This is a genomic window from Fundicoccus sp. Sow4_F4, from assembly GCF_052116145.1.
In the GTDB taxonomy this organism is placed as follows: domain Bacteria; phylum Bacillota; class Bacilli; order Lactobacillales; family Aerococcaceae; genus Fundicoccus.
Genome location: NZ_JBQKLQ010000006.1, coordinates 127107 through 150118, shown reverse-complemented (window position 1 = coordinate 150118; position 23012 = coordinate 127107). Strand labels below are relative to the sequence as shown.

At 41.4% G+C, this 23012-nt stretch carries 24 protein-coding genes; 18 read left to right on the top strand and 6 right to left on the bottom strand.

What is annotated here, in order from left to right:
• Window positions 1-2 precede the first annotated feature (2 nt).
• The 5 genes from ACTQ5J_RS09960 (at window position 3) to ACTQ5J_RS09940 (ending at window position 4547) form a co-directional block, all read left to right on the top strand.
• Window positions 3-395, top strand: a complete 393-nt coding sequence (locus ACTQ5J_RS09960) for a metallophosphoesterase (RefSeq protein WP_441752622.1) — start codon at window positions 3-5, stop codon at window positions 393-395.
• 3 nt (window positions 396-398) lie between these two features.
• Window positions 399-815 carry a hypothetical protein gene (locus ACTQ5J_RS09955; protein WP_441752621.1) on the top strand — a complete coding sequence of 139 codons (417 nt, stop codon included), beginning with the start codon at window positions 399-401 and terminating at the stop codon, window positions 813-815.
• A gap of 214 nt (window positions 816-1029) precedes the next feature.
• The gene (gene proB / locus ACTQ5J_RS09950; protein WP_441752620.1) at window positions 1030-1836 is read left to right on the top strand and encodes a glutamate 5-kinase; all 807 of its coding nucleotides are present in this window, start codon (window positions 1030-1032) and stop codon (window positions 1834-1836) included.
• Window positions 1837-1901: 65 nt separating this feature from the next.
• The gene (locus ACTQ5J_RS09945) at window positions 1902-3149 is read left to right on the top strand and encodes a glutamate-5-semialdehyde dehydrogenase (protein ID WP_441752619.1); all 1248 of its coding nucleotides are present in this window, start codon (window positions 1902-1904) and stop codon (window positions 3147-3149) included.
• A 930-nt stretch (window positions 3150-4079) separates the two neighbouring features.
• Window positions 4080-4547: a nuclease-related domain-containing protein gene (locus tag ACTQ5J_RS09940; protein ID WP_441752618.1), complete on the top strand. Its 468-nt coding sequence runs from the start codon at window positions 4080-4082 to the stop codon at window positions 4545-4547.
• A 92-nt stretch (window positions 4548-4639) separates the two neighbouring features.
• On the opposite strand, the gene ACTQ5J_RS09935 is transcribed toward ACTQ5J_RS09940, so the two are convergent.
• A complete protein-coding gene (locus ACTQ5J_RS09935) occupies window positions 4640-5440 on the bottom strand; it encodes a formate/nitrite transporter family protein (protein WP_441752617.1) in 801 nt (266 codons plus the stop codon).
• Window positions 5441-5624: 184 nt separating this feature from the next.
• The gene (locus tag ACTQ5J_RS09930) at window positions 5625-6977 is read right to left on the bottom strand and encodes an aspartate kinase (protein WP_441752616.1); all 1353 of its coding nucleotides are present in this window, start codon (window positions 6975-6977) and stop codon (window positions 5625-5627) included.
• Between the two features lie 104 nt (window positions 6978-7081).
• Between ACTQ5J_RS09930 and ACTQ5J_RS09925 the strand changes: the two genes are divergently transcribed.
• From ACTQ5J_RS09925 to ACTQ5J_RS09865, 13 genes are all read left to right on the top strand, one after another.
• Window positions 7082-8305, top strand: coding sequence for a homoserine dehydrogenase (locus tag ACTQ5J_RS09925; RefSeq protein WP_441752615.1), 1224 nt, complete (start codon window positions 7082-7084; stop codon window positions 8303-8305).
• A gap of 6 nt (window positions 8306-8311) precedes the next feature.
• Window positions 8312-9196, top strand: a complete 885-nt coding sequence (gene thrB, locus ACTQ5J_RS09920; protein WP_441752614.1) for a homoserine kinase — start codon at window positions 8312-8314, stop codon at window positions 9194-9196.
• Window positions 9197-9519: 323 nt separating this feature from the next.
• Window positions 9520-9651 carry a hypothetical protein gene (locus ACTQ5J_RS09915; protein ID WP_441752613.1) on the top strand — a complete coding sequence of 44 codons (132 nt, stop codon included), beginning with the start codon at window positions 9520-9522 and terminating at the stop codon, window positions 9649-9651.
• Window positions 9652-9729: 78 nt separating this feature from the next.
• Complete coding sequence (locus tag ACTQ5J_RS09910) at window positions 9730-9894, top strand: hypothetical protein (RefSeq protein ID WP_441752612.1); 165 nt, start codon at window positions 9730-9732, stop codon at window positions 9892-9894.
• Between the two features lie 10 nt (window positions 9895-9904).
• On the top strand, window positions 9905-10129 hold the full coding sequence (locus ACTQ5J_RS09905) for a hypothetical protein (protein WP_441752611.1): 225 nt from the start codon (window positions 9905-9907) through the stop codon (window positions 10127-10129).
• Between the two features lie 41 nt (window positions 10130-10170).
• Window positions 10171-10305, top strand: a complete 135-nt coding sequence (locus ACTQ5J_RS09900; RefSeq protein WP_441752610.1) for a hypothetical protein — start codon at window positions 10171-10173, stop codon at window positions 10303-10305.
• Window positions 10306-10437: 132 nt separating this feature from the next.
• Window positions 10438-10692 carry a hypothetical protein gene (locus ACTQ5J_RS09895; RefSeq protein WP_441752609.1) on the top strand — a complete coding sequence of 85 codons (255 nt, stop codon included), beginning with the start codon at window positions 10438-10440 and terminating at the stop codon, window positions 10690-10692.
• Window positions 10693-10967: 275 nt separating this feature from the next.
• Window positions 10968-11825 carry a hypothetical protein gene (locus ACTQ5J_RS09890; protein ID WP_441752608.1) on the top strand — a complete coding sequence of 286 codons (858 nt, stop codon included), beginning with the start codon at window positions 10968-10970 and terminating at the stop codon, window positions 11823-11825.
• A gap of 57 nt (window positions 11826-11882) precedes the next feature.
• Window positions 11883-12680 carry an alpha/beta hydrolase gene (locus ACTQ5J_RS09885; protein WP_441752692.1) on the top strand — a complete coding sequence of 266 codons (798 nt, stop codon included), beginning with the start codon at window positions 11883-11885 and terminating at the stop codon, window positions 12678-12680.
• Window positions 12681-12720: 40 nt separating this feature from the next.
• The gene (locus ACTQ5J_RS09880) at window positions 12721-12912 is read left to right on the top strand and encodes a hypothetical protein (protein WP_441752607.1); all 192 of its coding nucleotides are present in this window, start codon (window positions 12721-12723) and stop codon (window positions 12910-12912) included.
• A gap of 282 nt (window positions 12913-13194) precedes the next feature.
• Window positions 13195-14196 (top strand): nuclease-related domain-containing protein, encoded by a 1002-nt coding sequence (locus ACTQ5J_RS09875; protein ID WP_441752606.1) that lies wholly within the window; start codon window positions 13195-13197, stop codon window positions 14194-14196.
• A gap of 1194 nt (window positions 14197-15390) precedes the next feature.
• A complete protein-coding gene (locus tag ACTQ5J_RS09870; RefSeq protein WP_441752605.1) occupies window positions 15391-16326 on the top strand; it encodes an FAD:protein FMN transferase in 936 nt (311 codons plus the stop codon).
• A 162-nt stretch (window positions 16327-16488) separates the two neighbouring features.
• Entirely contained in the window at window positions 16489-17307 is an 819-nt protein-coding gene (locus ACTQ5J_RS09865; RefSeq protein WP_441752604.1) for a hypothetical protein, read from the top strand.
• A gap of 110 nt (window positions 17308-17417) precedes the next feature.
• Here the strand turns inward: ACTQ5J_RS09865 and ACTQ5J_RS09860 are convergent, their stop codons facing one another.
• The 4 genes from ACTQ5J_RS09860 to ACTQ5J_RS09845 form a co-directional block, all read right to left on the bottom strand.
• A complete protein-coding gene (locus tag ACTQ5J_RS09860) occupies window positions 17418-19205 on the bottom strand; it encodes an ABC transporter ATP-binding protein (RefSeq protein ID WP_441752603.1) in 1788 nt (595 codons plus the stop codon).
• On the bottom strand, window positions 19205-20962 hold the full coding sequence (locus tag ACTQ5J_RS09855; protein WP_441752602.1) for an ABC transporter ATP-binding protein: 1758 nt from the start codon (window positions 20960-20962) through the stop codon (window positions 19205-19207). The genes ACTQ5J_RS09860 and ACTQ5J_RS09855 overlap by 1 nt, the downstream gene beginning before the upstream one ends.
• A gap of 83 nt (window positions 20963-21045) precedes the next feature.
• Window positions 21046-22176 (bottom strand): ATP-binding protein, encoded by a 1131-nt coding sequence (locus tag ACTQ5J_RS09850; RefSeq protein ID WP_441752601.1) that lies wholly within the window; start codon window positions 22174-22176, stop codon window positions 21046-21048.
• Window positions 22173-22850 carry a response regulator transcription factor gene (locus tag ACTQ5J_RS09845; RefSeq protein ID WP_441752600.1) on the bottom strand — a complete coding sequence of 226 codons (678 nt, stop codon included), beginning with the start codon at window positions 22848-22850 and terminating at the stop codon, window positions 22173-22175. Before ACTQ5J_RS09845 ends, ACTQ5J_RS09850 begins: the two co-directional genes overlap by 4 nt.
• Window positions 22851-23012 lie beyond the last annotated feature (162 nt).

The window sequence follows — 23012 nt, the reverse complement described above, 5'->3', positions numbered from 1 at the left end:
TTATGAGAATTGGCGTTATATCAGACTTACATTATGATTTAAACGAAAATTATGGCGAAACAGATTTTTATTACACCCTACATGAGATAGTAACTGAACAACAAATCGATTTATTGGTGATTGGCGGAGACATTTCCAATAGTTACGAGACAAGCACACGCTTTGTTGAAAGATTGCAAACAGTCATCGATCGGCCAGTCAAGTTTATTCCAGGCAATCATGATTATTGGGAAAGGGATTCAGACGTTAAAGACAGCGCCGCTGTTTATCGTCGTTATACAAATCACCCGCAATGTCTCATGGAGAGACCGCTTATTCTAAACGATCACTATGCCTTAGTTGGGCATTCTGCTTGGTATAATCATTCTGTTCATGACCCGCGTTTTAGCGAGTAAGAATTGGAATTAGGGGTTTATGGTGAACGAACTTGGCAAGATAAGTTAAATACGAATTGGGGAATGACAGACCGTGAGCTATCTCGAAAATTTGCTGAGATTGTCCGTAAGGATCTGGAAGCTGTCGGGGAGCGTGAGGTGATTCTCGTGACGCATATGGTGACGGTCCCTGAATTTACAGTGAAGATGCCACATCCGCAATTTGATTATTTCAATGCATTTATTGCGACGGATGATTTTGACAGCCTTCATCAAGAGTTTCCGATAAAGCATAGTTGCATGGGGCACGTGCATTATCGACATTCCTTTGAACGTGATGGCATTATCTATAGTTGTAACTGCCTTGGCTATGAGCGGGAATGGCGTAGTGAAGACTTTAAAAAAGAGTTAGAAGCGTCACTTTATACGGTGGATATCTAAGCAAAATTTTGACTACTCGAGGCAGTTGCTTCGAGTTTTTTTTATTACTAGGAAGCATTCTCTTCTTTTAATTGGCTCGAGCAATTTAGCGGCCTATTTTGCCTGTGGGCTTGGTGTTATTTATTAAATAGTTATGAGAAACATTAGAAAAGACACTAGCTTAATTCTGCTGTTTCGGTATAATAAAAGTATTCGAGGGACTAGGAGAGACGTTATGGAACGAGAGTTTATCAAGGATTATCAGCGGATTGTTATAAAAATTGGAACAAATTCTATTATGCAATCTCAGAAAAAAGTGAATTATCAAAAAATTGATCGCTTGGCCTATGTATGTGCTAGCTTGCAGCAGGCGGGTAAAGAAGTGATTATTGTGACGTCTGGGGCGATTGGTGTTGGCGCGAGTACGTTGGCTTATGATGAGTATCCCAATACAATCGCGGAGCAACAGGCTTTGGCTGCCTTTGGGCAGAGTATTCTGATGGGGCATTATAATCGTTTTTTTCAGTATTATAATCAACATGTGGGCCAGATTTTGCTGACGCGGGATGTGATTGATTTTCCGGAGTCTTTGCTTAATGTGCGGACGGCTTTGGAGACTTTGCTTGCGAAGAATATTATTCCAATTATTAATGAAAATGATGCAGTGGCGGTCGATGAGCTGGATCATCAAACCAAATTTGGTGATAACGATACCTTATCGGCAATTGTTGCCAAAGTGGTGGATGCGCAACTGTTAATCATATTGAGCGATGTGGACGGATTATATACAGATAATCCGATGCGTAACCCAGAAGCGGCGATGCTTGATCGGGTGACGGAAATTACGGATGAGATTATTTATATGGCGAGTGGCAAGGGTTCTGAATTTTCTAAAGGTGGTATGTTGACGAAAATCAAAGCTGCCGAGAAAATGCTGGCTGCCAAGAAGGCAATGATTGTCACGAGTAGCGAGGATCCGACGAGCTTGTTTAAAATTTTAGAAGGTGACGCTATTGGGACGCTGTTCAAAAGTGAGGATTAAAGCGTTTGGCGATTGCAGGCAATTGAGACAATTCGATAGATGGATTTTGAAAGGACAGGATGGACATGACTTACTTAGAAACCTTAGGCCAACAGGCTAAGCAAGCGGCTCGCGTGGTGCGTTTGTTATCGGCCAAAGATAAAAATGATGCCTTAGCAGCGATTGCGCAAGCTTTATTGGAACAACAGGATGAGATTTTAGCGGCAAATGCGCTCGATTTAGAAAATGGGCGTCAGAACGGTCTGACAACTGCCTTACTTGAGCGTTTAACCTTGACTCAAGCGCGTATTCAAGGGATGGTTGATGGTTTAAAACAAATTGCAAGTCTAGAAGACCCGATTTTAAAGACAGATTCACAATGGGTGAACCGCGATGGCTTGCGGATTAGTCGTCGCCGTGTGCCTTTAGGGGTGATTGGAATTATTTATGAGTCGCGTCCAAATGTGACGGTTGATGCGTCGGCTTTGTGTTTGAAGGCAGGCAATGCGGTGATTTTGCGTGGCGGTAAGGAAGCGCTCGAAAGTAATCAAGCGATTGTTAAGGCCATTCAAGCGGGTTTGGCGAAAAGCAAAGTGCCAAACACAACCATTCAACTAATTACTGATCCTTCGCGTGAGTTGGCGGCTGAATTTATGACGATGAATCAATATGTAGATTGTTTGGTACCGCGTGGTGGTTCTGGTTTGATTCAAGCAGTTCTACGTCAAGCAACGATTCCTGTTATCGAAACCGGTGTCGGCAATTGTCACTTGTATGTAAATGAGGCGGCTGATTTAGAACAAGCCTACACTATTTTATTGAATGGTAAATTGCAACGTCCTTCAGTGTGTAACGCTTTAGAGACGCTGGTGGTTGATGTGGCTGTGGCGGAGAAGTTCCTGCCGGAAGCAACAGCAGCACTTTTAGATGCAGGCGTGGAAATTTTAGGAGATGACACCACAGTCAAAATAGTACCACAAGCCACCCTGGCGAATGACACTGATTATGCGACGGAGTTTTTAGACTATCGTATAGCGATTAAAGTAGTTGAAGATTATGATGCGGCCGTTGCCCATATTGAGCGTTTTTCTACTGGCCATTCAGATGCAATTATCACAAAAGATTACCAAACAGCACAAAATTTCTTGAATGACATTGATTCAGCTTGTGTCTATGTCAATGCGTCGACACGCTTTTCTGATGGAGAAGTCTTCGGTTTTGGTGGCGAGTTAGGCATCAGTACTCAAAAACTTCATGCACGAGGTCCAATGGGGCTAGAGGCCTTAACTAGCTACAAGTATGTTATCGAAGGACAAGGTCAGGTTAGAGAATAGCCGGATGGTCTAGCTTAGCTCTCATGAATTTGATTATTTTTGAGGCGCGATGAAAGTCTAATTAAATATAAATAAATACTCTACTGAGTTCGCACAACCACTTTAGATTGTGTGAGCTTTAGTAGAGTTTTTTGTTGGGGATTTCGCTGTGAGGTGTAATTAACAAGGTGTGGTGTTTCTAAGTCGTATGTAGACTGATGGGAGATTGAGAGAAACAAAGTAATGTGTTGTAGGCTTGCGTGATGAATGCGGTGTGTGAGGTGTAGCGTGAACTAGTTTGGAAAGGCCGGTGGATTTAGTTGGGCTTGTTTTCGCCAAGATCGTTCTTGCGACAAGACGATGGGTTTCGCTTGCTTTGCTCGCGATGATTTAATGAAGTTCAAGTTGGCTGTTTAATCGTGCTGGCGATAGGCAGCACACCTTTTTGGTTTTGGTGGGAGTGGTGGGTTGCTTGAAAGCAAGGACATGTGGTGTTTTAGAAAATATTTATTTTCGCCAAGATCGTTCTTGCGACAAGACCAGCGGTGTTGCTTGCTTTGCTCGCGACGATTTAATGAAGTTCAAGTGGCTGTTTAATCGTGCTAGCGACAGGCAGCACACCTTCTTGGTTTTACCTTATCTCACATCGTGGCGACACGAGCGACGGGTCGGGGAAGGTGTCTCACATCGTCGTGGCAAACGCCACGATGTGTAAACGTGAAAAAGTCCCAAAACCCGGTCAAATACGCATGTTTTTAGCACATTTTCGAGCAGAAACACCCCAAATGGCTCATTTCACATCGTGGCGATTCGAGCGACGGGCCCTGGAAGGTATTTCACATCGTCGCGGCAAACGCCACGATGTGGCGACAGAAGAATCCCCATTTCAAGACAGAAACGAAAAATTAGCCGGTCATAAATGTATATGGAAACCTTCTAATGAAGCCTTTAATGCAGACTAAATTACAGCCTGAAAAAAAAAGAACAATTTATTTTCGAATTAAAAGCATAAAACGCAAAAAAATGTGTATTTATATAAGAGGAAGTAAAACTAAATCACACTCAGGAAAGGAAAATTTTATGCAAGCAGAACAATCAGCGCTTCAACAACTAAGTTTTCAGAAGGACATTGCAAAGCCATTTGAACTTTTACAACTTGAAGTGCTAGAAAAACGGACGAATCTTTCAACGGATGATAAGAAGCTACTTTGGGTTCAAAGAATGGGCTATCAAGGTGAACGGATTTTCTTTGAGTTTATTACAAGATATGCTAAACAGCATTGGAAGGTGCTGTATCGTACATGGTTAAGTGTTAATGGTAGACTCGAATGTGACTTTATTATTATTACAAGAGTTGGCGTATATTTTTTTGAAATTAAACATTATAATGGCTCCTTTGTTTATGAAAATCATCATTAAATATTAAACAGCTAATTGAGTGTCTTATTTTCTTCAAATAAAAAAATAGCTCCTATTTCCAAAGAAACAGAAGCTAGTCTAAACTCATCGAATTAATCGCGGTAAACAGTTTGGGTCTGATTCATATAAGCATAACACAGACCAATCAAAATCCCGCCGCCGACATAATTGCCAACAAAAGCTGCTGACCATTGTCGAAGGATATTTAAAACGTCAAAGCCGCTAATTAAAGTTGCTTGATTGTACATCACTAAAGAAAATGAGCCGAAATTAGCAATGACATGGTCGTAGCCTAAATAAACAAACATAAAGACCGCTACCAAAATAACAGATACCCGGGCTGAGCTGTTTTTAATTAACAGAAAACCTAAGATAGCAATATTCACAAATACATTTGCCAGAATTCCTTCGACAAAAATTTGCCCAGTTGGTTTTGCCAACTTTCCAGCAACCGTCGTGACTAGATAACTTGACTCACTCAGGCTCATGAAAGGGGCGCTGAAACTTGCTAGCCAGCCAATCAATAAAGCTCCCACCAAGTTGAAGAGGGTACAGTATAATAAAATTTTCACAGCCTTTGAGATGTTGATTGATTTATAATACACTCCGGCTGTTAAAAACATCATGTTGGATGTCGCCAATTCCGTGTTGAGGAATAAGACAAATACTAAGCCCCAAGCGAACAAAAAAGCAAAAACAAACTTACCTAGAGCTGGATGAATTAACATACTATTATCAGCTGCAATCCCACCGACAGCCGTTGTTAAGGTCAAGAATGCCCCCGCTAAAGTCGCCCTTAAAGCGTAGCGCCACTTGCTTTCATTAAATAATGCTTCTTTTTTATGACAGGCCTTAGCGATTGTCGTCGAAAAATTTGTTACTCCCAATTCCATATTAATCCCTCCCGATGATTATGTCATTGTTTATTATATCACAAACTCCAGGCGGTTCAATAGGTCTATATATGAAAATACATCGTCGGCGCCGCCCACCTGAGGTCTAGTTACTCTGATATCAAAGGAGTCATTTACTCAAATGTACAGACGAAAAAACCTCACAGGCGTGAGGTTCTAGCGTTTATTCGTTGAAATATTTTTCGTACAAGCTTGCTAGAGCTTGCTTCTGGTCCTTAATCGCAATCGCAAAAATCATACTGATTTCGGACGCCCCTTGGTTAATCATGCGAATGTTAATGTTTTTCTCAGCCAAAGCACTCGTGGCTTTATTGGCTAAACCAGTCACATCACGCATGCCTTCGCCCACAATAACCATCATGGCTAAATCTTCTTCGATTTGCACCCATTCTGGGTTCAATTTATCTTGGATTTCTTGCACAATTTGGTTTAACTCATTATCTTTTAGACGGTGAGAGCGAATAATGATCGAGATGTTATCAATTCCTGAAGGAATATGCTCAATCGAAATATTATGGTCTTCAAAAATTTGTAGCAAACGACGCGTGTAACCCACTTCGCGGTTTAATAAATACTGGCGCATCGTAATGGCCGTAAACCCTTCATCACTACTAATCCCGATGACAGGATATTCGTTGACATCACGACGCTCCGCCACAATCCGTGTACCTTTAATTTCCGGCTGATTGGTGTTACGGATTTGAACGGGGATTTTCACTTGATACAAAGGCTCCAGCGCCTCATCATGAAAAATGCTGAAACCTGAGTAAGATAGTTCTCGCATTTCTCGGTAAGTAATGGCATTAATCGCGTGAGGATTGCGAACATGACCCGGGTGAGCAGAGAAGATGTAACTTTGGTCAGTAAAGTTCTCGTAGACATCGGCTTCTAAACCGCGAGCCACAATAGCCCCAGTGATATCAGAACCGCCACGTGGGAAAGTAACGATGTCGCCTTTCTTCGAATAACCAAAGAAACCTGGAATCACGATCAAAGACTCGTTTCCAATCAATTGCTTCAAATTATCATAGGATTCGGGTAATAGTTGGGCGTTTGAAGGCTCATCTGTTACAAAAATACCTGCATCTTTGGGAGATAAGTAGGCCGATTGGATGCCTAGGCTAGTTAAATAATCACTGACAACTTGTGCATTAAAATCTTCACCGGCTGACTTTAAGGCATCTAATAATCGTGCCTCATCTTTGATCATCGCCAAATAGCCACGCAAAGTTCGGTCGAAACGCTCGATTAGAGCGGTTGATAAACCTAATTCCTCAACAATCAACAGATACCGTTTGAGTATACTCTCAAGGGCAGGTTGAACATCAAGCCCTGCTAAATGGTTTGTAAATAAAGCAATTAATAAATCAGTCACTTTCGTATCCGATTCTTCACGCTTACCTGGCGCGCTAACAACAACTGCTCGAATATCTGGGTCATTTTTAATAATATTGGCAACCTTTTTAATCTGGCTCGCAGAACTTAAAGAACTACCTCCGAATTTCGCTACTTTCATATACATACGTCCTTTTTATTCATTTCATCTCTTACAATAATACAATAACGGCTAGCAAAAACATAGCATTTACGGTAAAATAATTATAATTAGATGAGAAAACAATGAAGAAGGTAGAGGAAGATAAGAATATGAAGATCGCAATTCTAGGTTTAGGTACGGTAGGTTCTGGAGTCGTTGAACTCTTACAAATTAATCACGAGAAAATCAGTCAGTCGATTGGCGAAACGCTAACCGTTACTCATGCTTTTGTCAATGATGTGACGAAGCAACGTGACGTTGATTTGACAGGGATAACCATCACCGATGATATCAATACAATCTATGAAAGCGATGTGGATTTGGTGGTCGAAGTCATGGGCGGCATTGAAAAAACGCGTGCCATTATTCAGCGCTTCCTAGCCAATGGCGTGCATGTTGTCACAGCAAACAAAGATTTACTGGCCTTACATATCGATGAATTAAGTCAACTGGCGAATCAGCACAAAGTGGTGCTAGCCTATGAAGCTAGCGTTGCCGGTGGCATTCCGGTTATCCGTGGGATTCAAACGGGACTTAACAGTAACCAAATCAGCCAAGTGTTGGGTATTCTCAACGGTACTAGCAACTATATTCTGACACGCATGACCCAAGATGGTTGGGATTACCAGGTTGCTCTAAATAAAGCCCAAGCACTCGGTTATGCGGAAGCCGATCCAACCAATGACGTCGAGGGCTTCGATGCCGGTCGCAAAATAGCGCTCTTATCGCGTTTGGCTTACAACAGGTCCATTCAATTAGATCATGTCAAACACCGTGGCATTTCAAACGTAGAAGTGGTTGACCTAGACTATGCAAATCAAGCAGGTCTAGTCATGAAACTGTTAGGAAAAAGCCGCCACGATGCTGACAAAGATATGGTTTCTGTCAATGTGGAACCAGTCTTACTACCAATGACGCATCAATTGGCCCATGTCAATGATGCGATGAACAGTGTGTTTGTCAAAGGTAATGGCGTAGGTGAAGTCATGTTTTACGGTCCAGGAGCAGGTGGCCTTGAAACGGCCTCGGCAATTGTTTCGGATGTCATGAACATTACCAGTGCTACGCAGCATGCCAATAAGATACCAAATCAAAGCGCCACGATTGTGGCAGACCAAACGGCCAGATCATATTATGTCCGCCTGGCTGAAAAACCTCATGACAGTGAGAGCTTGGCAGAAATCGTCGCAAACGACCAGGACTTTGTCGCGATTACGACAGTCCTTACCCCGACAGAAATGGAACAACTGGAGAAGACAGCGGAGGTCTTAGCCGCTTATCCGATTGAAGGAAAAGAATGGAGTTAGAAAGTCATGACAAGTGATAAGGACATATTTTACTGTAAAGTTCCCGCCACTAGTGCTAATTTAGGGGTCGGTTTTGATTCAATTGGTTTAGCGGTTGATAAATTTTTAACGATTAAAGCTTGGGAAAGTGATTTATGGCAAGTTGATTTTGAACAAGCCTTTCTAAACGTTTTACCACGTGATGAAGCAAATTTGGTGGTTCAAACGGCAAAAGCAATTGCCAAACAATATGGTAAAGAGCTACCAACTTTGCATCTGCATATGGCGAGTGAGATTCCTTTAACACATGGACTCGGCAGTTCGTCGAGCGCGATTGTTGCCGGGATTGAATTGGCCAATCACTTTGCCGATTTAAACTTAACATCACATGAGCGAATTTTATTGGGGAGCCAAATTGAAGGACATCCGGATAATATTGGGCCTTGTGTGACAGGTGGCTTATTCGTGGGGTATTATGCCAATCAAGAAGTATTTTACCAGACGGCAGATTTTGCTGGTGTCAGTTTAATTTTAAGTGTGCCAGCTTACGAATTAAGTACCCAAGAAGCGCGCCGAATTTTACCTCAAAACTATAAACACTCAGAAGCTGCCGAACAAAATGCGATAGGTAATGTGATGTTGATGGCGATGTTAAATGGGGATTATGATACCATGGGGCAGATGATGATGCGTGATATGTTGCATGAACCTTACCGTCAACAATTAATCGAACAGTTTCAACCGGTCAAAGAGCTTGCATTGGCACAAGGGGCCTACGCAACGGTGATTAGTGGAGCAGGGCCGACGATTCTAACGTTATCTGCTCAAGACAAGGTTGACCAAATCTTAGCGGTCTTAAAAGCGGAAGTCCCTTCGTGTGACCATGAAGCTGTAGCTATTTACCGTCATTAAATGATTTGCCAAGTGACCCAATCGCTTAAGAGTCAAGCTAATCATCAACCGTAGGATTCCGTTTGTGAATCCTACGGTTTTTCATTTATATGACATATTAATCGGGCTGTAAAAGTATTTGTATTATAGTAAAATTATCAAAAGTTGTGAAAACTAAAGCCCTATTGTGTGATGAGTTATTGTCGTTTGTTGGGTTTTGATTGGTCAAACGGGTATTTATGGAAAATTATTTAGCCAGATGAGCGAGTGTGGCGGCTTGGTTAGGATTTGTGCCCATGAGTTTCTTATCGGTGGATGATTCGATGAGTCACTAGGTTCAAGCGGTGTCGACGATTAATTTCGATCAAGGGTCGATGAGTGATGAGGAGTATATTCGAAGTGTTCTGACGCAGTTTAATGAGTTGGACGGTTATCGTTCAAAGATGAGCGATGAGATGACGGCGGATCGACGGTGATGATTTACGACAAAGCGACTGAGGCGACGAAAGTGACGACGGTCATTGTGGCGAGTGACTATAGATGAGTTAATGACTTTGCTTAATTATGTTTATAATGATGGCTTGATGATTTCGGAAGAGGTATTTTACTTAGAGTCTTCTACCTCTTTTATGAGTGCTTTAAATCCTGATTTTGAAGCGCAAGTTGAAAAAGTGCGCTCGCTAGTCGGGGAAGACTTTAGTACTGACGCCACCGGCTGAAGGACTTGAGGTGGACGCTTCAGATAATATGTTCTTGGCAGAAGCTATCGAGTTTACAGAGATTACTAAGGAAGGTGACGTAGTGACGGTGACGATTGATGCTGAAAGCTATATGACTGAAAATCCTGAGATGTCGTCTTTATATCCTGAAGGGACGCAGTTTTCAATGGCTTACACGTTTGATCCAGCGACGACTAGTGTGACATCAACGTTGACGATCGATGTGGAGGAGTAAGCTTTGGCTGCAGAAAGTACAGAGGATGAGTAGGAATCAGCGTGGCATCAATGTTATCGGATACGAATGTCAATGTTGTGATGACTCCATCGGACGAGAAAGTGCCCAGTATGGATGAATTGACGACCATTACGGCTGAGGAATTCCGACAAATTTTAGCGGATATTGGGTTGTAGTATTACTAAGCTTTAGCTGCGTGAAGCCAAGCGAGCGTTAGAGCTACTTAGGCGCTTTTGGCGTTTTTTTTTTACGTGTTAGCTTGTATGAAGTATGGTAAACTACACAGTATATATAATGGAGGCGATTGTTTGAAGGGGAAAACATTAGATAATTGGGTGCGCTTCGGGATTATTGGCGTACTGGTTGTGAATTTGCTTGGCGTTATGACAGGTGTCATTGATAACGAAACCTTTAGTTTGATTGTACAATTGCTAGCAGGGCTTAGTTTATTGTGGACGGCGTGGCGAGAGTATCGAAAAGCAAACAGTTTTGAAGGTATGGTGATTTTATTCGCTGCCATCGGTATGATTTTGCTGGGGCAATTTGTGTTTGGTTTATTTTAAGAGGAAGCCATATGCCGACCATTTGATTATGGCGGTTTTTTAATGAATTTAAACTGTGAGGAGGTTGCTTGTGGCTAGTAGATGAACATATTCTAAGGGCGGAATGTGTGCTAAACTATACAAGAAGGATTGGCATTATGGACGGGCTGAAGGCAAAGGCTTTGTCTAATTATCCAAGTCAGCGCTTGGCGCTTCTTTGCGGTGAATAGCTAAGAGTGCTGTTAAGCATATTCTCTTAGTGTGATAGACTGATTTTATTGAAAGGGTGGTGTGCCGTGAAAAAATTAATGATGATATTAATACTGTGGAATGTCTGGACGATTAAGACTGCCCAAGCAGCTAGTGTAGTGGATTTAAGTACAGTTGAAAACGAGGCGACTTTCAAAGCGGTGCTTGCTGCATTTGCGGCGTTAGAAACGGTCGAGTCACAGGTAACCATCGAGAATGCAACTCAAGAATCGCTCGTGACGATGGTTTACGATCAAGCAGTTGCAGGCATGAAACATACGACTCAAATTCCTGAAGCTGAGCTAACGTCTGGCATGACGTTGGTGGTTTACTTATATGATAATGGAGTCGAGGTCTCTGATATGGTAAAGCTGTTAGAAAGCACAGTGGCTTGGACGTCGAAATACGACCCGAACTACGAAGCACGTGTTCAAGAAATTGCAGCGGCAGTGGATGGTCGTTTAGTGAAAGCTGAAGCAGATAATGAGGCGTTTACCGGCTTCCATTTACAAGGCTATCAGTTTTTCCTGAATCCTGATTGGCAGTTTTCTGACTTCACGGTTGAAGGCGACTTAGTTAAAGCAACGGTCGATTTGAGTGACTACTTGACGGCTAACGAGGAGCGATTAGTTACTTATTATCCACAAGGAACGCACTATTCTTTAGTGTTGGAAGTTAATCAAGCGGCCCAGACCTTAACCAGCAAGATGACGCTTGATATTGATGAAGACTTGCAACGGGAAGTGTATGGCAATCAAGTCTACGCGAGCTTGCAAAGCGCCATGACCGATACGCTTATCAGCGCGACCCATCAAGCAACGAGCGAACGAGTGCCTGCTTTAGAGGATTTAGAAACTATTTCCTTTGAAGACTATGAAGAAATCACAGCTGTTTTGCAGCAATAGTGTCAGTTTGGAGGAATAAGTGTGAAATTTAAAGGTGCAGATTACTACTACTTAAAAATGGACACGCATCACGTGAACGTGCCCTATTATCAACAGAAGCGTCGGGTGCGCGTCTTGTTGCCGAAAGATTATGACAAGGAAACGAGCGCCAACTATCCGGTGGTCTATTTACATGATGGTCAGAATGTCTTCTATAGTAAGGAATCCTTTTCGGGATATTCCTGGAAAGTCATTCCAACGATTAAAAACCACCCAGAATTACAGAAAGTCATCGTGGTAGGGATTGATAATGCCGGCGAGCGCCGTTTGGATGAATATGGTCCTTGGCCAGTTGATAACAGCCAAACGCCTGAATTTATGGAAGCGGGTGGAGACGGCATGGCTTACGGCCAATGGGTCGTTGAGTCGCTCAAGCCTTTCATTGATAGCCATTACCGCACGCGTCCTGAAGCTCAGTCGACTTTATTGGCCGGCAGCTCAATGGGTGGTATTATCACGGCTTACATAGGCGCAGCCTATCCCGAGATTTTTGGCCATTTGGGCGTTTTTTCTTTGGCGTCTTGGTTTAGTGAACGTGAGTTTTTAGACTTTATTAACGCCAACCCCTTGAAAGCTGACACGCGTGTCTTTATCCAAGTGGGAACCAACGAGGGCAATGCCGGTGACGAGACCTTTATGAAAAACAACCGCATCAACCAAGCTTACATCAACTCGACAGTCTGGTATTACCAAAGCCTCTTGCGTAGCGGTTTGCCGGTTGATCAAATCGACTTGCACATTGTTGCCCAAGCGACCCACCATGAGAAACATTGGGCCGACCATTTCCTAGACTTTTTGAAGTTTTCTAATTTATAATCTTCGGTCAAAATATGACGTTAAAGAAAGCGGGCTAACCATGACAGAAGAAGATTTTATTATGCGTCAAATCAAAACCGTCGGAAAATCCCTCGCAAGTCTCGTCGGCAAGAATGAAGCTAGCATCGATATTATTATCCAGGAAGAAAATAGCGATCCAACTAGAAACGACGATGCCTTCCCAATCGATTACGAATCCTTTGAAGAAATTAAAAAGAAGCCATCAGAATGAGCCTCATCTAACCAATCACTAAATAAAGCCCACCGAATTCGGTGGGCTTTTTATCATGCTCCCCAAAACTGAAGACCACAAGGAGTCCGCCACGAAATGACGGACGAATTTACAAAAGCTGCCTAATAATTTAAAAGGGGTGAGCGTCGATGCTTGAATTGTGAGATTAATGAACGAATTGAGTTTTCATTTTCATAAAACATAGTAAAAACTTAACCAATTAAAAAGCATATTTTGTCTGTAAATACGTACTTATATAAAAGGACTTTCAGGAGGAGCGAAATGAAGTTACGAAAACATCAGGACTTATTGTGGTTAGAAGAGATGGAAAAGCGCGGAGGTTTAACGTTAGAAGGGCAACGAGAATTGAAGCATAAGCAAGCTGGTTTGCTTGGGGAGCATGAATTTGGAGCGATTATGCGACAATATTTGCCGAAAAATTGGCAGTTACTCCAGGATATTCGATTAAAAACCCCAAGTGGTGAAATACAGATTGACGCGATTCTAGTGAACAATTTGGGGTTGACCGTTTTTGAGGTGAAAAATTATACCGCTGATTATCATTACAAAGAGGGGCGTTGGCAAGTGAATGGACGGTTGAAGTATCATGATGATTTTCTACAATTGGAACGGACAGTGGGCTTGTTAAGTCAGCTGTTAAAACAGAATGGTTTCAAACTACCGATTCAAAATTATGTCGTCTATATTAATGAAGAAGATACGGTTGAAATTGATGATGAGACGCTACCATATTTGAAACGTGCCAAGCTACGTCGCTTTATTAAGGAAGCGATAGAAAATTGTCAAATAGCGCCCCACCAAAGTTATGAACGCCTTAGTAATTGGTTGGTGAGTCAGCATCAAGCGGATGATCGTCGTCTGACATTGAAAGTAGAAGAATTCGCCAAAATAAAAAAAGGTATTTATTGTGTGAATTGTGCGTCATTTGATATTGAGTTTCAGCGCTACCATGCTAAGTGTTGCAGTTGTCACTATACAGAAAGTAGAGAAAAAGCAATTGTCCGAACAATTTGTGATTATGGGATTTTATTTCCTTATGAGGACTTAACGGCGATTGAGGTGGGAAGGCTCATAGGTCCGATTATTTGTTACTCTGCAATCTATCAGACGCTCGCCAAGTATTTCAAAAGATTGCCTCATTCTAGAAAGTATTCTAATGGACAGCTGCCTTTAAATGAATTATTTTCTGAAATTAGCTTTAGATACAATGATAAGCACTCACCCAATCAAGTACCAAGAAAATCAGAACACTCTGAAGATTAATCTGTAGATAGAATTTGAGGGTGCTTGAAGGACAATAGGTGACGACAGAAGAAAACTTCGTTCGTGGCGGTGACGAGAGAAGCAAACTTCTCTCGTTGCGGTGACGACAGAAGCAAACTTCGCTCGTTGCTGCGACGACAGAAGCAAACTTCTCTCGTGGCTGCGACGACAGAAGCAAACTCCGCTCGTGGCTGCGACGACCGAAGCAAACTTCGCTCGTAGCTGCGACGACAGAAGCAAACTTCGTTCGTGGCTGCGACGACCGAAGCAAACTTCTCTCGTGGCTTCGACGACAGAAGCAAACTTCTCTCGTGGCTTCGACGACCGAAGCAAACTTCTCTCGTGGCTTCGACGACAGAAGCAAACTTCTCTCGTGGCTTCGACGACAGAAGAAAACTTCGCTCGTAGCTGCGACGACAGAAGCAAACTTCGCTCGTTGCGGTGACGACAGAAGCAAACTTCGCTCGTGGCTGTGACGACAGAAGCAAACTTCGCTCGTGGCTGCGACGACAGAAGCAAACTTCGTTCGTGGCTGTGACGACAGAAGCAAACTCCGCTCGTGGCTGCGACGACGGAAGAAAACTTCGCTCGTGGCTACGACGACAGAAGCAAACTTCGCTCGTTGCTGCGACGACTGAAGAAAACTTCGCTCGTAGCTGTGACGACAGAAGCAAACTTCGCTCGTAGCTGTGACGACAGAAGCAAACTTCGCTCGTGGCTGCGACGACAGAAGCAAACTTCGCTCGTTGCGGTGACGACAGAAGCAAACTTCGTTCGTGGCAGTGACGACAGAAGAAAACTTCTCTCGTTGCGGTGACGACAGAAGCAAACTTCGCTCGTAGCTTCGACGACAGAAGCAAACTTCTCTCGTGGCTGCGACGACAGAAGCAAACTTCTCTCGTGGCTGCGACGACATAAGAAAACTTACTTCAGTCAGTACACTAACTGAAAAACTTTCATCCACCAAGACCAATAGGAGTCCGTCACTGCGTTCCGCACGATTTTATCAAACTAGCCGCTAACTTTAATCGTCGTGAGCTTCGAGCGAACGACACTGCTGGCTTTTCTGGTTTTGAAGGAAGAGTGGCTGGTTCATCAAAGCATGTCCCGCCAAAGACATCCTAATAATATTAGCTCCTTTCTGAAAATTACGGTAAAATAGAAAGAACAACACACAGAAGGGGCGGGAGTCACATGCATGAAGTAAGTCATCAGGTCCGATTGATGGGCACCATTATCAGCTTAACTATTTACCATCCAGACGCACAAGCACTAGTAGCACAAGCGGAGGTTCGCTTACGAGATTACGAGAAGCGATTTAGTGCGCATAATCCTGAGTCAGATTTGATGAAGGTCAATCAACAGGCAGGAATTCAGCCAGTTAAAGTGGCGCCGGATATGTTTGATTTAATTCAAGTCGGCAAGGAAATGAGCTTGAAGTCTGATTGGGCGATGAACATTGCGATTGGCCCCTTGATGAAATTATGGCATATCGGTTTTAAAGACGCACAAGTTCCGAGCCAAGCAGAAATTGAGGCAACACTTAAATTAATTAATCCTGAACGGATTCAACTTGATCCAGCAACGCAATCTGTCTTTTTAGAAGAGCTGGGAATGGAATTGGATTTGGGAGCCGTTGCGAAGGGCTATTTTGCAGATCGATTGAAAGAATTCTTTGTAGAACATGGAGTCGAAGCGGGGATTATTAACCTAGGAGGAAACGTCTTGACCATCGGACGTTCACCTAAAAACCTTCACGGCATTTGGAATATTGGGGTGCAAAATCCCCATGCAATAAGGGGCGACTTACTGGGACTAGTTCAGGTGACGGACCAGTCGGTCGTGACTTCAGGGATTTATGAGCGCAAGTTGCTTGTCGATGGTAAAGAATATCATCATATCTTTGACTCGAAGACCGGCTTTCCAATCGACAATGAGATTGCCAGCGTAACGATTGTCTCGGATAAGTCGATTGATGGCGAGTTATGGACGACGGTGTTATTTTCCCACACACCGCATAAAGCCGTTGAACTAGTGGAAAACCTGCCGGGCATTGAAGCGCTGATTTTCACCCGCGATCTCAACCATTATTCCACTAGTGGGATTACGCCGATTTTCCATTATTTATAAGTTGCAATTTGTACAATCGCCAGCTAATGAAAACTAGTTGGTGATTATTATTATAAGTAAAAAAATAGGGCGCGATGTCTTTTATTTTGTAATGATTTCTTAGAGTGCTATAATTAAATTAACATTAAGCGATTTCAATTTAAGAAAAAGGAGCGAAACATTATGAATTACTGTCCCCACTGTGGAGCCAAAGTAGAGCATGATGGTAAGTACTGTCAAGCTTGTGGCAAACCCTTAGCCGTTGAAGCAGAAGCAAAGCCTGCATTTATGCAATCATTTTCACAATTAAAACAATTAGTCCCTAATCGTGTGAACTTGAATCGAGTCATAAGATTCATGCATGCGAACTTTTTTCTCATTCACGCAGTCTACTTAGTCATCTTTATTATCACACTGATTTCATCTTGGTCAGGCCTTTGGGCACTGCTAATAGCTGCAATCGGAATTTATCTATATGGTGCATTACATGCTACTGATGAACTTGAAGGGAATAAACAGATTAAAGAAATGATTAGGGCTGTAGGTGAAAACCGTCCGATAGATACAAAAAAAGGCACGATGAACCCAGTCCAACCAACAGTTAATGAGGAAGTGGTTCCGGAAGCAGAAGTTTATACAGAAGCACCAACCACTGAACCAGATACCTTTGATCAACTAGACGTTGCAGCAAATGCTGTTGTCGATCCTGAAAATGCTCCAACGAGTGAACCTTTTGAGGAAGACTTCGGGACAGATGATGTTACAAGGACCGCCCCAAATGAACCTGAGAGATTAGATACTCTAGAAAGTGACGTTGAAGCGGATATAGAAGAGGCACTTGAAGAAGAACTTGATGAACTCACAGCGTTAAACGAACTGGAGCAAGTGGAAGAACAAGCGACTTTAGATGAGTTAGAACAAATGGAAGACGGTGACGTGATTGTTGCGCCAGAAGACGAAGCAGAAATCCTACTCGACAATCCAGAAGAAAAGAAACGATAATTAAAAAATTAGACACAATAAAACAACCTCCTATTCGCTATCACACACAGCGGGATGGGAGGATGTTTTTATATCAGTAGAAGCAACTAGCTAAAGGGTTGACTGTTTCTTTAAGCAACTTCAAACTGACTATTATATAACTTGGCATAGAACTCACCATGGGTCATTAAGTAGTCATGATTGCCACTTTCGATGATATCGCCGTCTTTCATGACAAGAATCAAATCGGCATTCTTAATAGTGGATAGACGGTGAGCAATAATAAAGGATGTGCGACCGGTCATTAATTGGTCCATCGCTTGTTGAATGTGTAGCTCAGTCCTCGTATCAACAGAACTAGTAGCCTCATCCAAAATCAGCATTGGCTTATCAGCAATCATTGCACGTGCAATCGTAATCTGTTGTTTTTGTCCCTCTGATAAACTGACTTGATCATTCAAGACCGTATCATAGCCATGGGTCAAAGTAGAGATATAGTGGTCTAAACCAACCGCTTTACTTGCTTCAATCACTTTTTCATCACTAACGTTTTGGATGGAGTAAACAAGGTTTTCTCGAACTGTACCATTGAAAATCCACGTATCTTGCAGAACCATACTGAATTGATCACGGACAGTTTCACGTTTCAAATCTGCGGTCGGGATGTTATCAATTTTAATTGATCCTCCACTCACTTCGTAAAAACGCATAAGTAAGTTGATAATGGTAGTTTTACCAGCACCAGTAGGTCCGACAATCGCAATCTTCTGGCCAGCTTTGGCTTGAGCTGAGAAGTCGTGAATGACTGCTTTGTCTGAATTAGGATAAGAGAAACTAACATTTTCAAAGCTAACATCGCCTTTAATATTGCTAAGCGTTTCAACTTTTTCAGTTTCATCTACCATTTCTTCAGTTTCTAACATTTCAAAGACACGTTCAGCAGCAGCAGCAGTAGATTGTAACGCTTGACTGGCTTGAGCTAATTGACTCAACGGTTGAGTGAAGAAACGAACGTATAAAATGAAAGCTACAATCACACCAAAACTAATGTCGCCTCTGAAAGCTAAAATCGCCCCCACAATACATACAGCAACATAACCTAAGTTACCCACGAAGCCCATAATAGGCATCATTAAACCAGATAAACTTTGAGCTTTAAAGCCGCTATCTTGAAGCGAATGGTTAATCGTATTGAAATGATTAATCGCATCTTCATCTCCATTATAAACTTTTACTGTTTGATGGTTAGAGTAAATTTCTTCAATATGACCATTAATTTCGCCTAAATCCTTTTGTTGACGTTTAAAGAATTTTTGCGAATTCATCATAATCAGCATCATTAAAGCAAAACCGATTAACGTAGAAACAATCGCAGTAATAGTTAAAATGACATTCGTTAAAAACATCATCACTAATGACCCAACTAACATGGTAATCGCAGTGACTAAGGTGGAGATACTTTGGTTCAATGATTGAGAAATTGTATCAATATCATTCGTTACACGAGAAAGAATATCCCCTGTCGTATGTTTATCAAAATAGGCAATCGGTAAGTCATTGATTTTTGTAGATAAATCAGTACGTAAACTTTTAGAAATACGTTGAGTGACAGTCGCCATAATAAAACCTTGGCTTAAGGATAAAACAGCTGACAGCCCATAGAAAAAAACTAAGGTCCAGCCAATCGATTGAATGGCCTTCATATCAATTTCAGACATCATACCTTTAGTGATGATATCAGTTAGTTCAGATAATTTATCTGGACCAATTAAGGTAAGAATCGATCCGATTGAAGAAGCCAATAGGGCAAGAATCATTATCAACCAATACTGATTAAAATAATTTAATAATTTACCCCAAGTTTCTTTAAAGTTACTAGATTTGGCAGTTATTCTGCCACTTGCAGGTCCGTGTTGCATTAGGCTAATTCCTCCTTCGATAGCTGAGAGTAAGCAATTTCTTGATAAACTTCACAGCTTTCCATTAATTCTTCGTGACGACCGTTTCCGACGATACGACCTTCATCTAATACAATGATTCGATCAGCATCTTTAATCGTACCAATTCTTTGGGCTACAATTAATTTCGTTTTATTGGCACGTTCTTCACGTAACGCTTGACGTAATTGACGATCCGTACGGTAATCTAAAGCTGAGAATGAATCATCAAAGATTAAGACATCTGCTTGACGGGCAATCGCACGAGCAATCGAGATACGTTGTTTTTGTCCACCTGAAAGATTAGTTCCTCCAGCAGTCACTTCGGAATCATAACCATCTTCTAAAGATTCAACAAACTCATTAGCTTGAGCTATATCTAAAGCTTCTACAATATCAGAATCTAACGTTTTGGCCTGTTTATTCTGACCATACAACACATTAGATTTAATGGTGCCTTCAAACAGACTCGCTTTTTGAGACGCATAACCAATTTGGTCATGTAAGTTTTCTTGGCTATAGTCTTTGACATTTATACCATTTAATAAGACTTCACCTTTAGTGGCATCAAAGAAACGTGGAATCAAGTTAACTAACGTTGTTTTACCAGAACCAGTCGCACCAATGAAAGCAACGGTTTCTCCAGGGTTGGCAACAAAATTGATGTCTTGAAGCACATAATTTTGTGCATCTGGGTATTTAAAGCTAACATTTTTAAATTCAATCGAGCCAGCAGAATCTAAAACAGATTCAGAGATATTGCCATCTGTAATCGTTGGTTTCGTGTCTAACACTTCTAAAATTCTTTTAGCTGAAACGGATGCACGAGGGACGATTAAGAAAATCATCACTAACATCATAAAGGCCATCACAATTTGCATGGCATAAGAAGAAAAGACAATCATATCTGAGAACAGGGGTAAACGATCGAATAAACCCGCTTCATTAATGACAATGGCACCCACCCAATAGATGGCAAGAGAAAGACCACTCATCACTAATTGGATAAAGGGCATCATAAAGGCCATGGTACGTGTGGTGAATAACTGGGTATTTGTTAAGTCAGTGTTGACCACTTCGAAACGATCTTCTTGGTAATCCTCCGCATTGTAAGCTCTCACGACTCTTAAACCTGTTAAGTTTTCACGGGTCACGTGAGTTAGACGGTCAGTTAATTTTTGAAGTAACTTGAATTTAGGCATAGCTAAAGCAAGAATACCTAACACGACCACTAATAGAACAACTACGGCAATTGCAGTCACAAGAGACCATTGCCAGCTTTTACCGGTAATCTTAGAAATAGCCATAAAAGCTAAGATAGGTGCTTTTACAATCGCTTGTAAGCCCATGATAATTAACATTTGAATTTGTGTAATATCATTCGTTGAGCGAGTAATTAAACTAGAGGTAGAAAACAAACTAATTTCTTCCAATGAGAAATCTAAAACTTTAGTAAATAAATTGCGTCTTAAATTGGCACCGAAATTAGTTGAAATTCTTGCAGCGGTAATCGCAACAAGGACCGCTGTAATTAAACTCCCAAAGGCACACAGTAACATCATGCCTCCTGCGCGGTAAATGTCGGATAAGTTACTCCCTTGAGTTTGCACCAAAAGGGTAATTTCGCTCATATAGTCTGGCAATTTTAAATCTAGCCATACTTGAACGACAATCAGTAAAACACTCATTAAAGTGAGAAAAGATTCTTTTTTTGTGAAATTTTTAAATATTTTAATCATTATATGCTCCTTTCTTTCTGTACAGGAAATCATACCTCTTAAAGATTAACTGAAGCTAAACTTTCAGAAAAATTTATAACTTATTAGTTAATCTTAGAATTATAGTGGGGTTGACTTTCGGCATGTTGCGGTAGATTCACTGAAAAACGAGTCCATTGCGGACGACTGTCAACAATAATCTGGCCATTATGTAAATCAACCACGCTTTTGGCGATTGATAAACCTATACCAGAACCAGAACCAGAATGAGATGAATCGGCTTGCCAATACTTGTTAAATAACTTACGTAAGTTTTCTTCCTCAATCACTGGGCCTGTATTGTAAATATTAACGTGATAAAACTCATCAATAGCTTCTAGGGTGATGCGGATGGATTTATTTTCTGGAGAGAATTTAATCGCATTGTCTAATAAATTAATCCAAACTTGCTTCAATAACTCTTCATTGGCATCAATTGTATACTCATCGAATTCTGGAAGAATCCTTAGCTGTTTTTGCGCCCATTTTTGTTCGAGTAATAGAATCGAATTGCGCAATTGTTCTGATAAATTGAAAGACGTCACCTCTGTCAGAATAATCTGATTCTCAATTTTGGTTAAATTAAGGGCATTGGTCGATAAATCAGCTAGTCGTGTCATTTCATCGATAATAATGGCTAAATATTCAGCCCGTTTTTCTTCAGGCAAATGATTTTTTTGCAGTAACTTCGCAAAACCGCGAATGGACATAATCGGCGTCTTGAATTCATGAGAAAAATTGTTGATGAAGTCTGAACGCAACATTTCTGTCTGACCTAGTTCTTCGGCCATTTGGTTAAAACTATTTTCTAAACGCTGTGCCAGTTGATTATTCCCCAAAGTGATTCGTGCATCAAAGTTGCCATGAGCAAGTTGATCCATCCCTTCAATTAGAATATGAACGGGTTTCAAAGGGATTGAACTAAAGAGGGTAGTAACCAAAGTGCCAATCACAATACTGACAATCGCAAAAATTATAATCGGCATATAATGAAAATTAGCCAAAGATGTTTCAGCTAAAATTTGCGTTTGAACCAGCAGCAGCATAATTAAACCCACTAAGAACATTGTAATCACTAGAATGATAAAGACAATAAAAGTAAATAAGATCGTTAAAATGGTGCGAGGCAGCAATATATGTTTGAAAAAGATATGACGCTTTTCTTTGATTTGATGAGGGTGTTGGTGCCTCGTCATAGTAACTTCACCGCCCGGTAGCCCAAACCTCGCACTGCTTCCAATTTGAATTCAGGCCAGTCCGAGAAACGTTTTCTTAGTTTTGCAATATGTACCGTTACTGTTTCCCAACCAGTATCACTATCGACGCCCCAGATTTCATCCATTAGCTGAATACGGGTAAAAATTGTCCCCGGATAGGAGAGCAGTTTATATAACAATTGAAATTCTTTTTGGGGTAAGGTTTGACTTTCTTCATTTGAACGACTGACAGTATAACTATCAAAGTCCAAGGTCACCTCACCAATAATGATGCGCCGTTCAGAGGTAATTTTGGCCCGTCTTAATAAAGCCGTGATACGTAATAAAAGTTCCTCTTCATCGAAAGGTTTCGTCATAAAATCATCGATACCAGCAATAAAGCCAAGTTTTCGGTCTTGAGGCAATTGCTTGGCAGATACCATTAGGATAGGCAGATCATTGTCCATTGTTCGCAAAGCTTTTGTGAATTCATAGCCATCCATGTGGGGCATCATAACATCTAGAACGACTAAATCGATATGTTCATTTTCCATTAAAGCTAAAGCTAATTCGCCATTCTCAGCTGTAAATACAGAGTAATGTTCCGCTTCTAAGATAGCTTTGATTAGTTCACGTGTATTTTTATCATCTTCTACAACTAATAATCTAAACATTCGTCTCACCTCACTCACTAGTATAATAGATTTAGATTAACTTAAGGTAAACAAAATAGGCCGATTAAGCGTATGGTTGAATTAAATTTTCTAGTGGGATCGTTTCGTGGCCAAAACCGCCACGACCTTTAGGGTAATTTAATCGTATCCTACCAATAAAAA

Excerpts from the sequence above, each read along its gene's own strand:
- ACTQ5J_RS09960 (WP_441752622.1), top strand. The coding sequence starts at position 3 with ATGAGAATTGGCGTTATATCAGACTTACATTATGATTTAAACGAAAAT.
- proB (WP_441752620.1), top strand. The coding sequence starts at position 1,030 with ATGGAACGAGAGTTTATCAAGGATTATCAGCGGATTGTTATAAAAATT.
- ACTQ5J_RS09945 (WP_441752619.1), top strand. The coding sequence starts at position 1,902 with ATGACTTACTTAGAAACCTTAGGCCAACAGGCTAAGCAAGCGGCTCGC.
- ACTQ5J_RS09940 (WP_441752618.1), top strand. The coding sequence starts at position 4,080 with ATGCAGACTAAATTACAGCCTGAAAAAAAAAGAACAATTTATTTTCGA.
- ACTQ5J_RS09935 (WP_441752617.1), bottom strand. The coding sequence starts at position 5,440 with ATGGAATTGGGAGTAACAAATTTTTCGACGACAATCGCTAAGGCCTGT.
- ACTQ5J_RS09930 (WP_441752616.1), bottom strand. The coding sequence starts at position 6,977 with ATGAAAGTAGCGAAATTCGGAGGTAGTTCTTTAAGTTCTGCGAGCCAG.
- ACTQ5J_RS09925 (WP_441752615.1), top strand. The coding sequence starts at position 7,082 with ATGAAGAAGGTAGAGGAAGATAAGAATATGAAGATCGCAATTCTAGGT.
- thrB (WP_441752614.1), top strand. The coding sequence starts at position 8,312 with ATGACAAGTGATAAGGACATATTTTACTGTAAAGTTCCCGCCACTAGT.
- ACTQ5J_RS09885 (WP_441752692.1), top strand. The coding sequence starts at position 11,883 with ATGGACACGCATCACGTGAACGTGCCCTATTATCAACAGAAGCGTCGG.
- ACTQ5J_RS09880 (WP_441752607.1), top strand. The coding sequence starts at position 12,721 with ATGACAGAAGAAGATTTTATTATGCGTCAAATCAAAACCGTCGGAAAA.
- ACTQ5J_RS09875 (WP_441752606.1), top strand. The coding sequence starts at position 13,195 with ATGAAGTTACGAAAACATCAGGACTTATTGTGGTTAGAAGAGATGGAA.
- ACTQ5J_RS09870 (WP_441752605.1), top strand. The coding sequence starts at position 15,391 with ATGCATGAAGTAAGTCATCAGGTCCGATTGATGGGCACCATTATCAGC.
- ACTQ5J_RS09865 (WP_441752604.1), top strand. The coding sequence starts at position 16,489 with ATGAATTACTGTCCCCACTGTGGAGCCAAAGTAGAGCATGATGGTAAG.
- ACTQ5J_RS09860 (WP_441752603.1), bottom strand. The coding sequence starts at position 19,205 with ATGCAACACGGACCTGCAAGTGGCAGAATAACTGCCAAATCTAGTAAC.
- ACTQ5J_RS09855 (WP_441752602.1), bottom strand. The coding sequence starts at position 20,962 with ATGATTAAAATATTTAAAAATTTCACAAAAAAAGAATCTTTTCTCACT.
- ACTQ5J_RS09850 (WP_441752601.1), bottom strand. The coding sequence starts at position 22,176 with ATGACGAGGCACCAACACCCTCATCAAATCAAAGAAAAGCGTCATATC.
- ACTQ5J_RS09845 (WP_441752600.1), bottom strand. The coding sequence starts at position 22,850 with ATGTTTAGATTATTAGTTGTAGAAGATGATAAAAATACACGTGAACTA.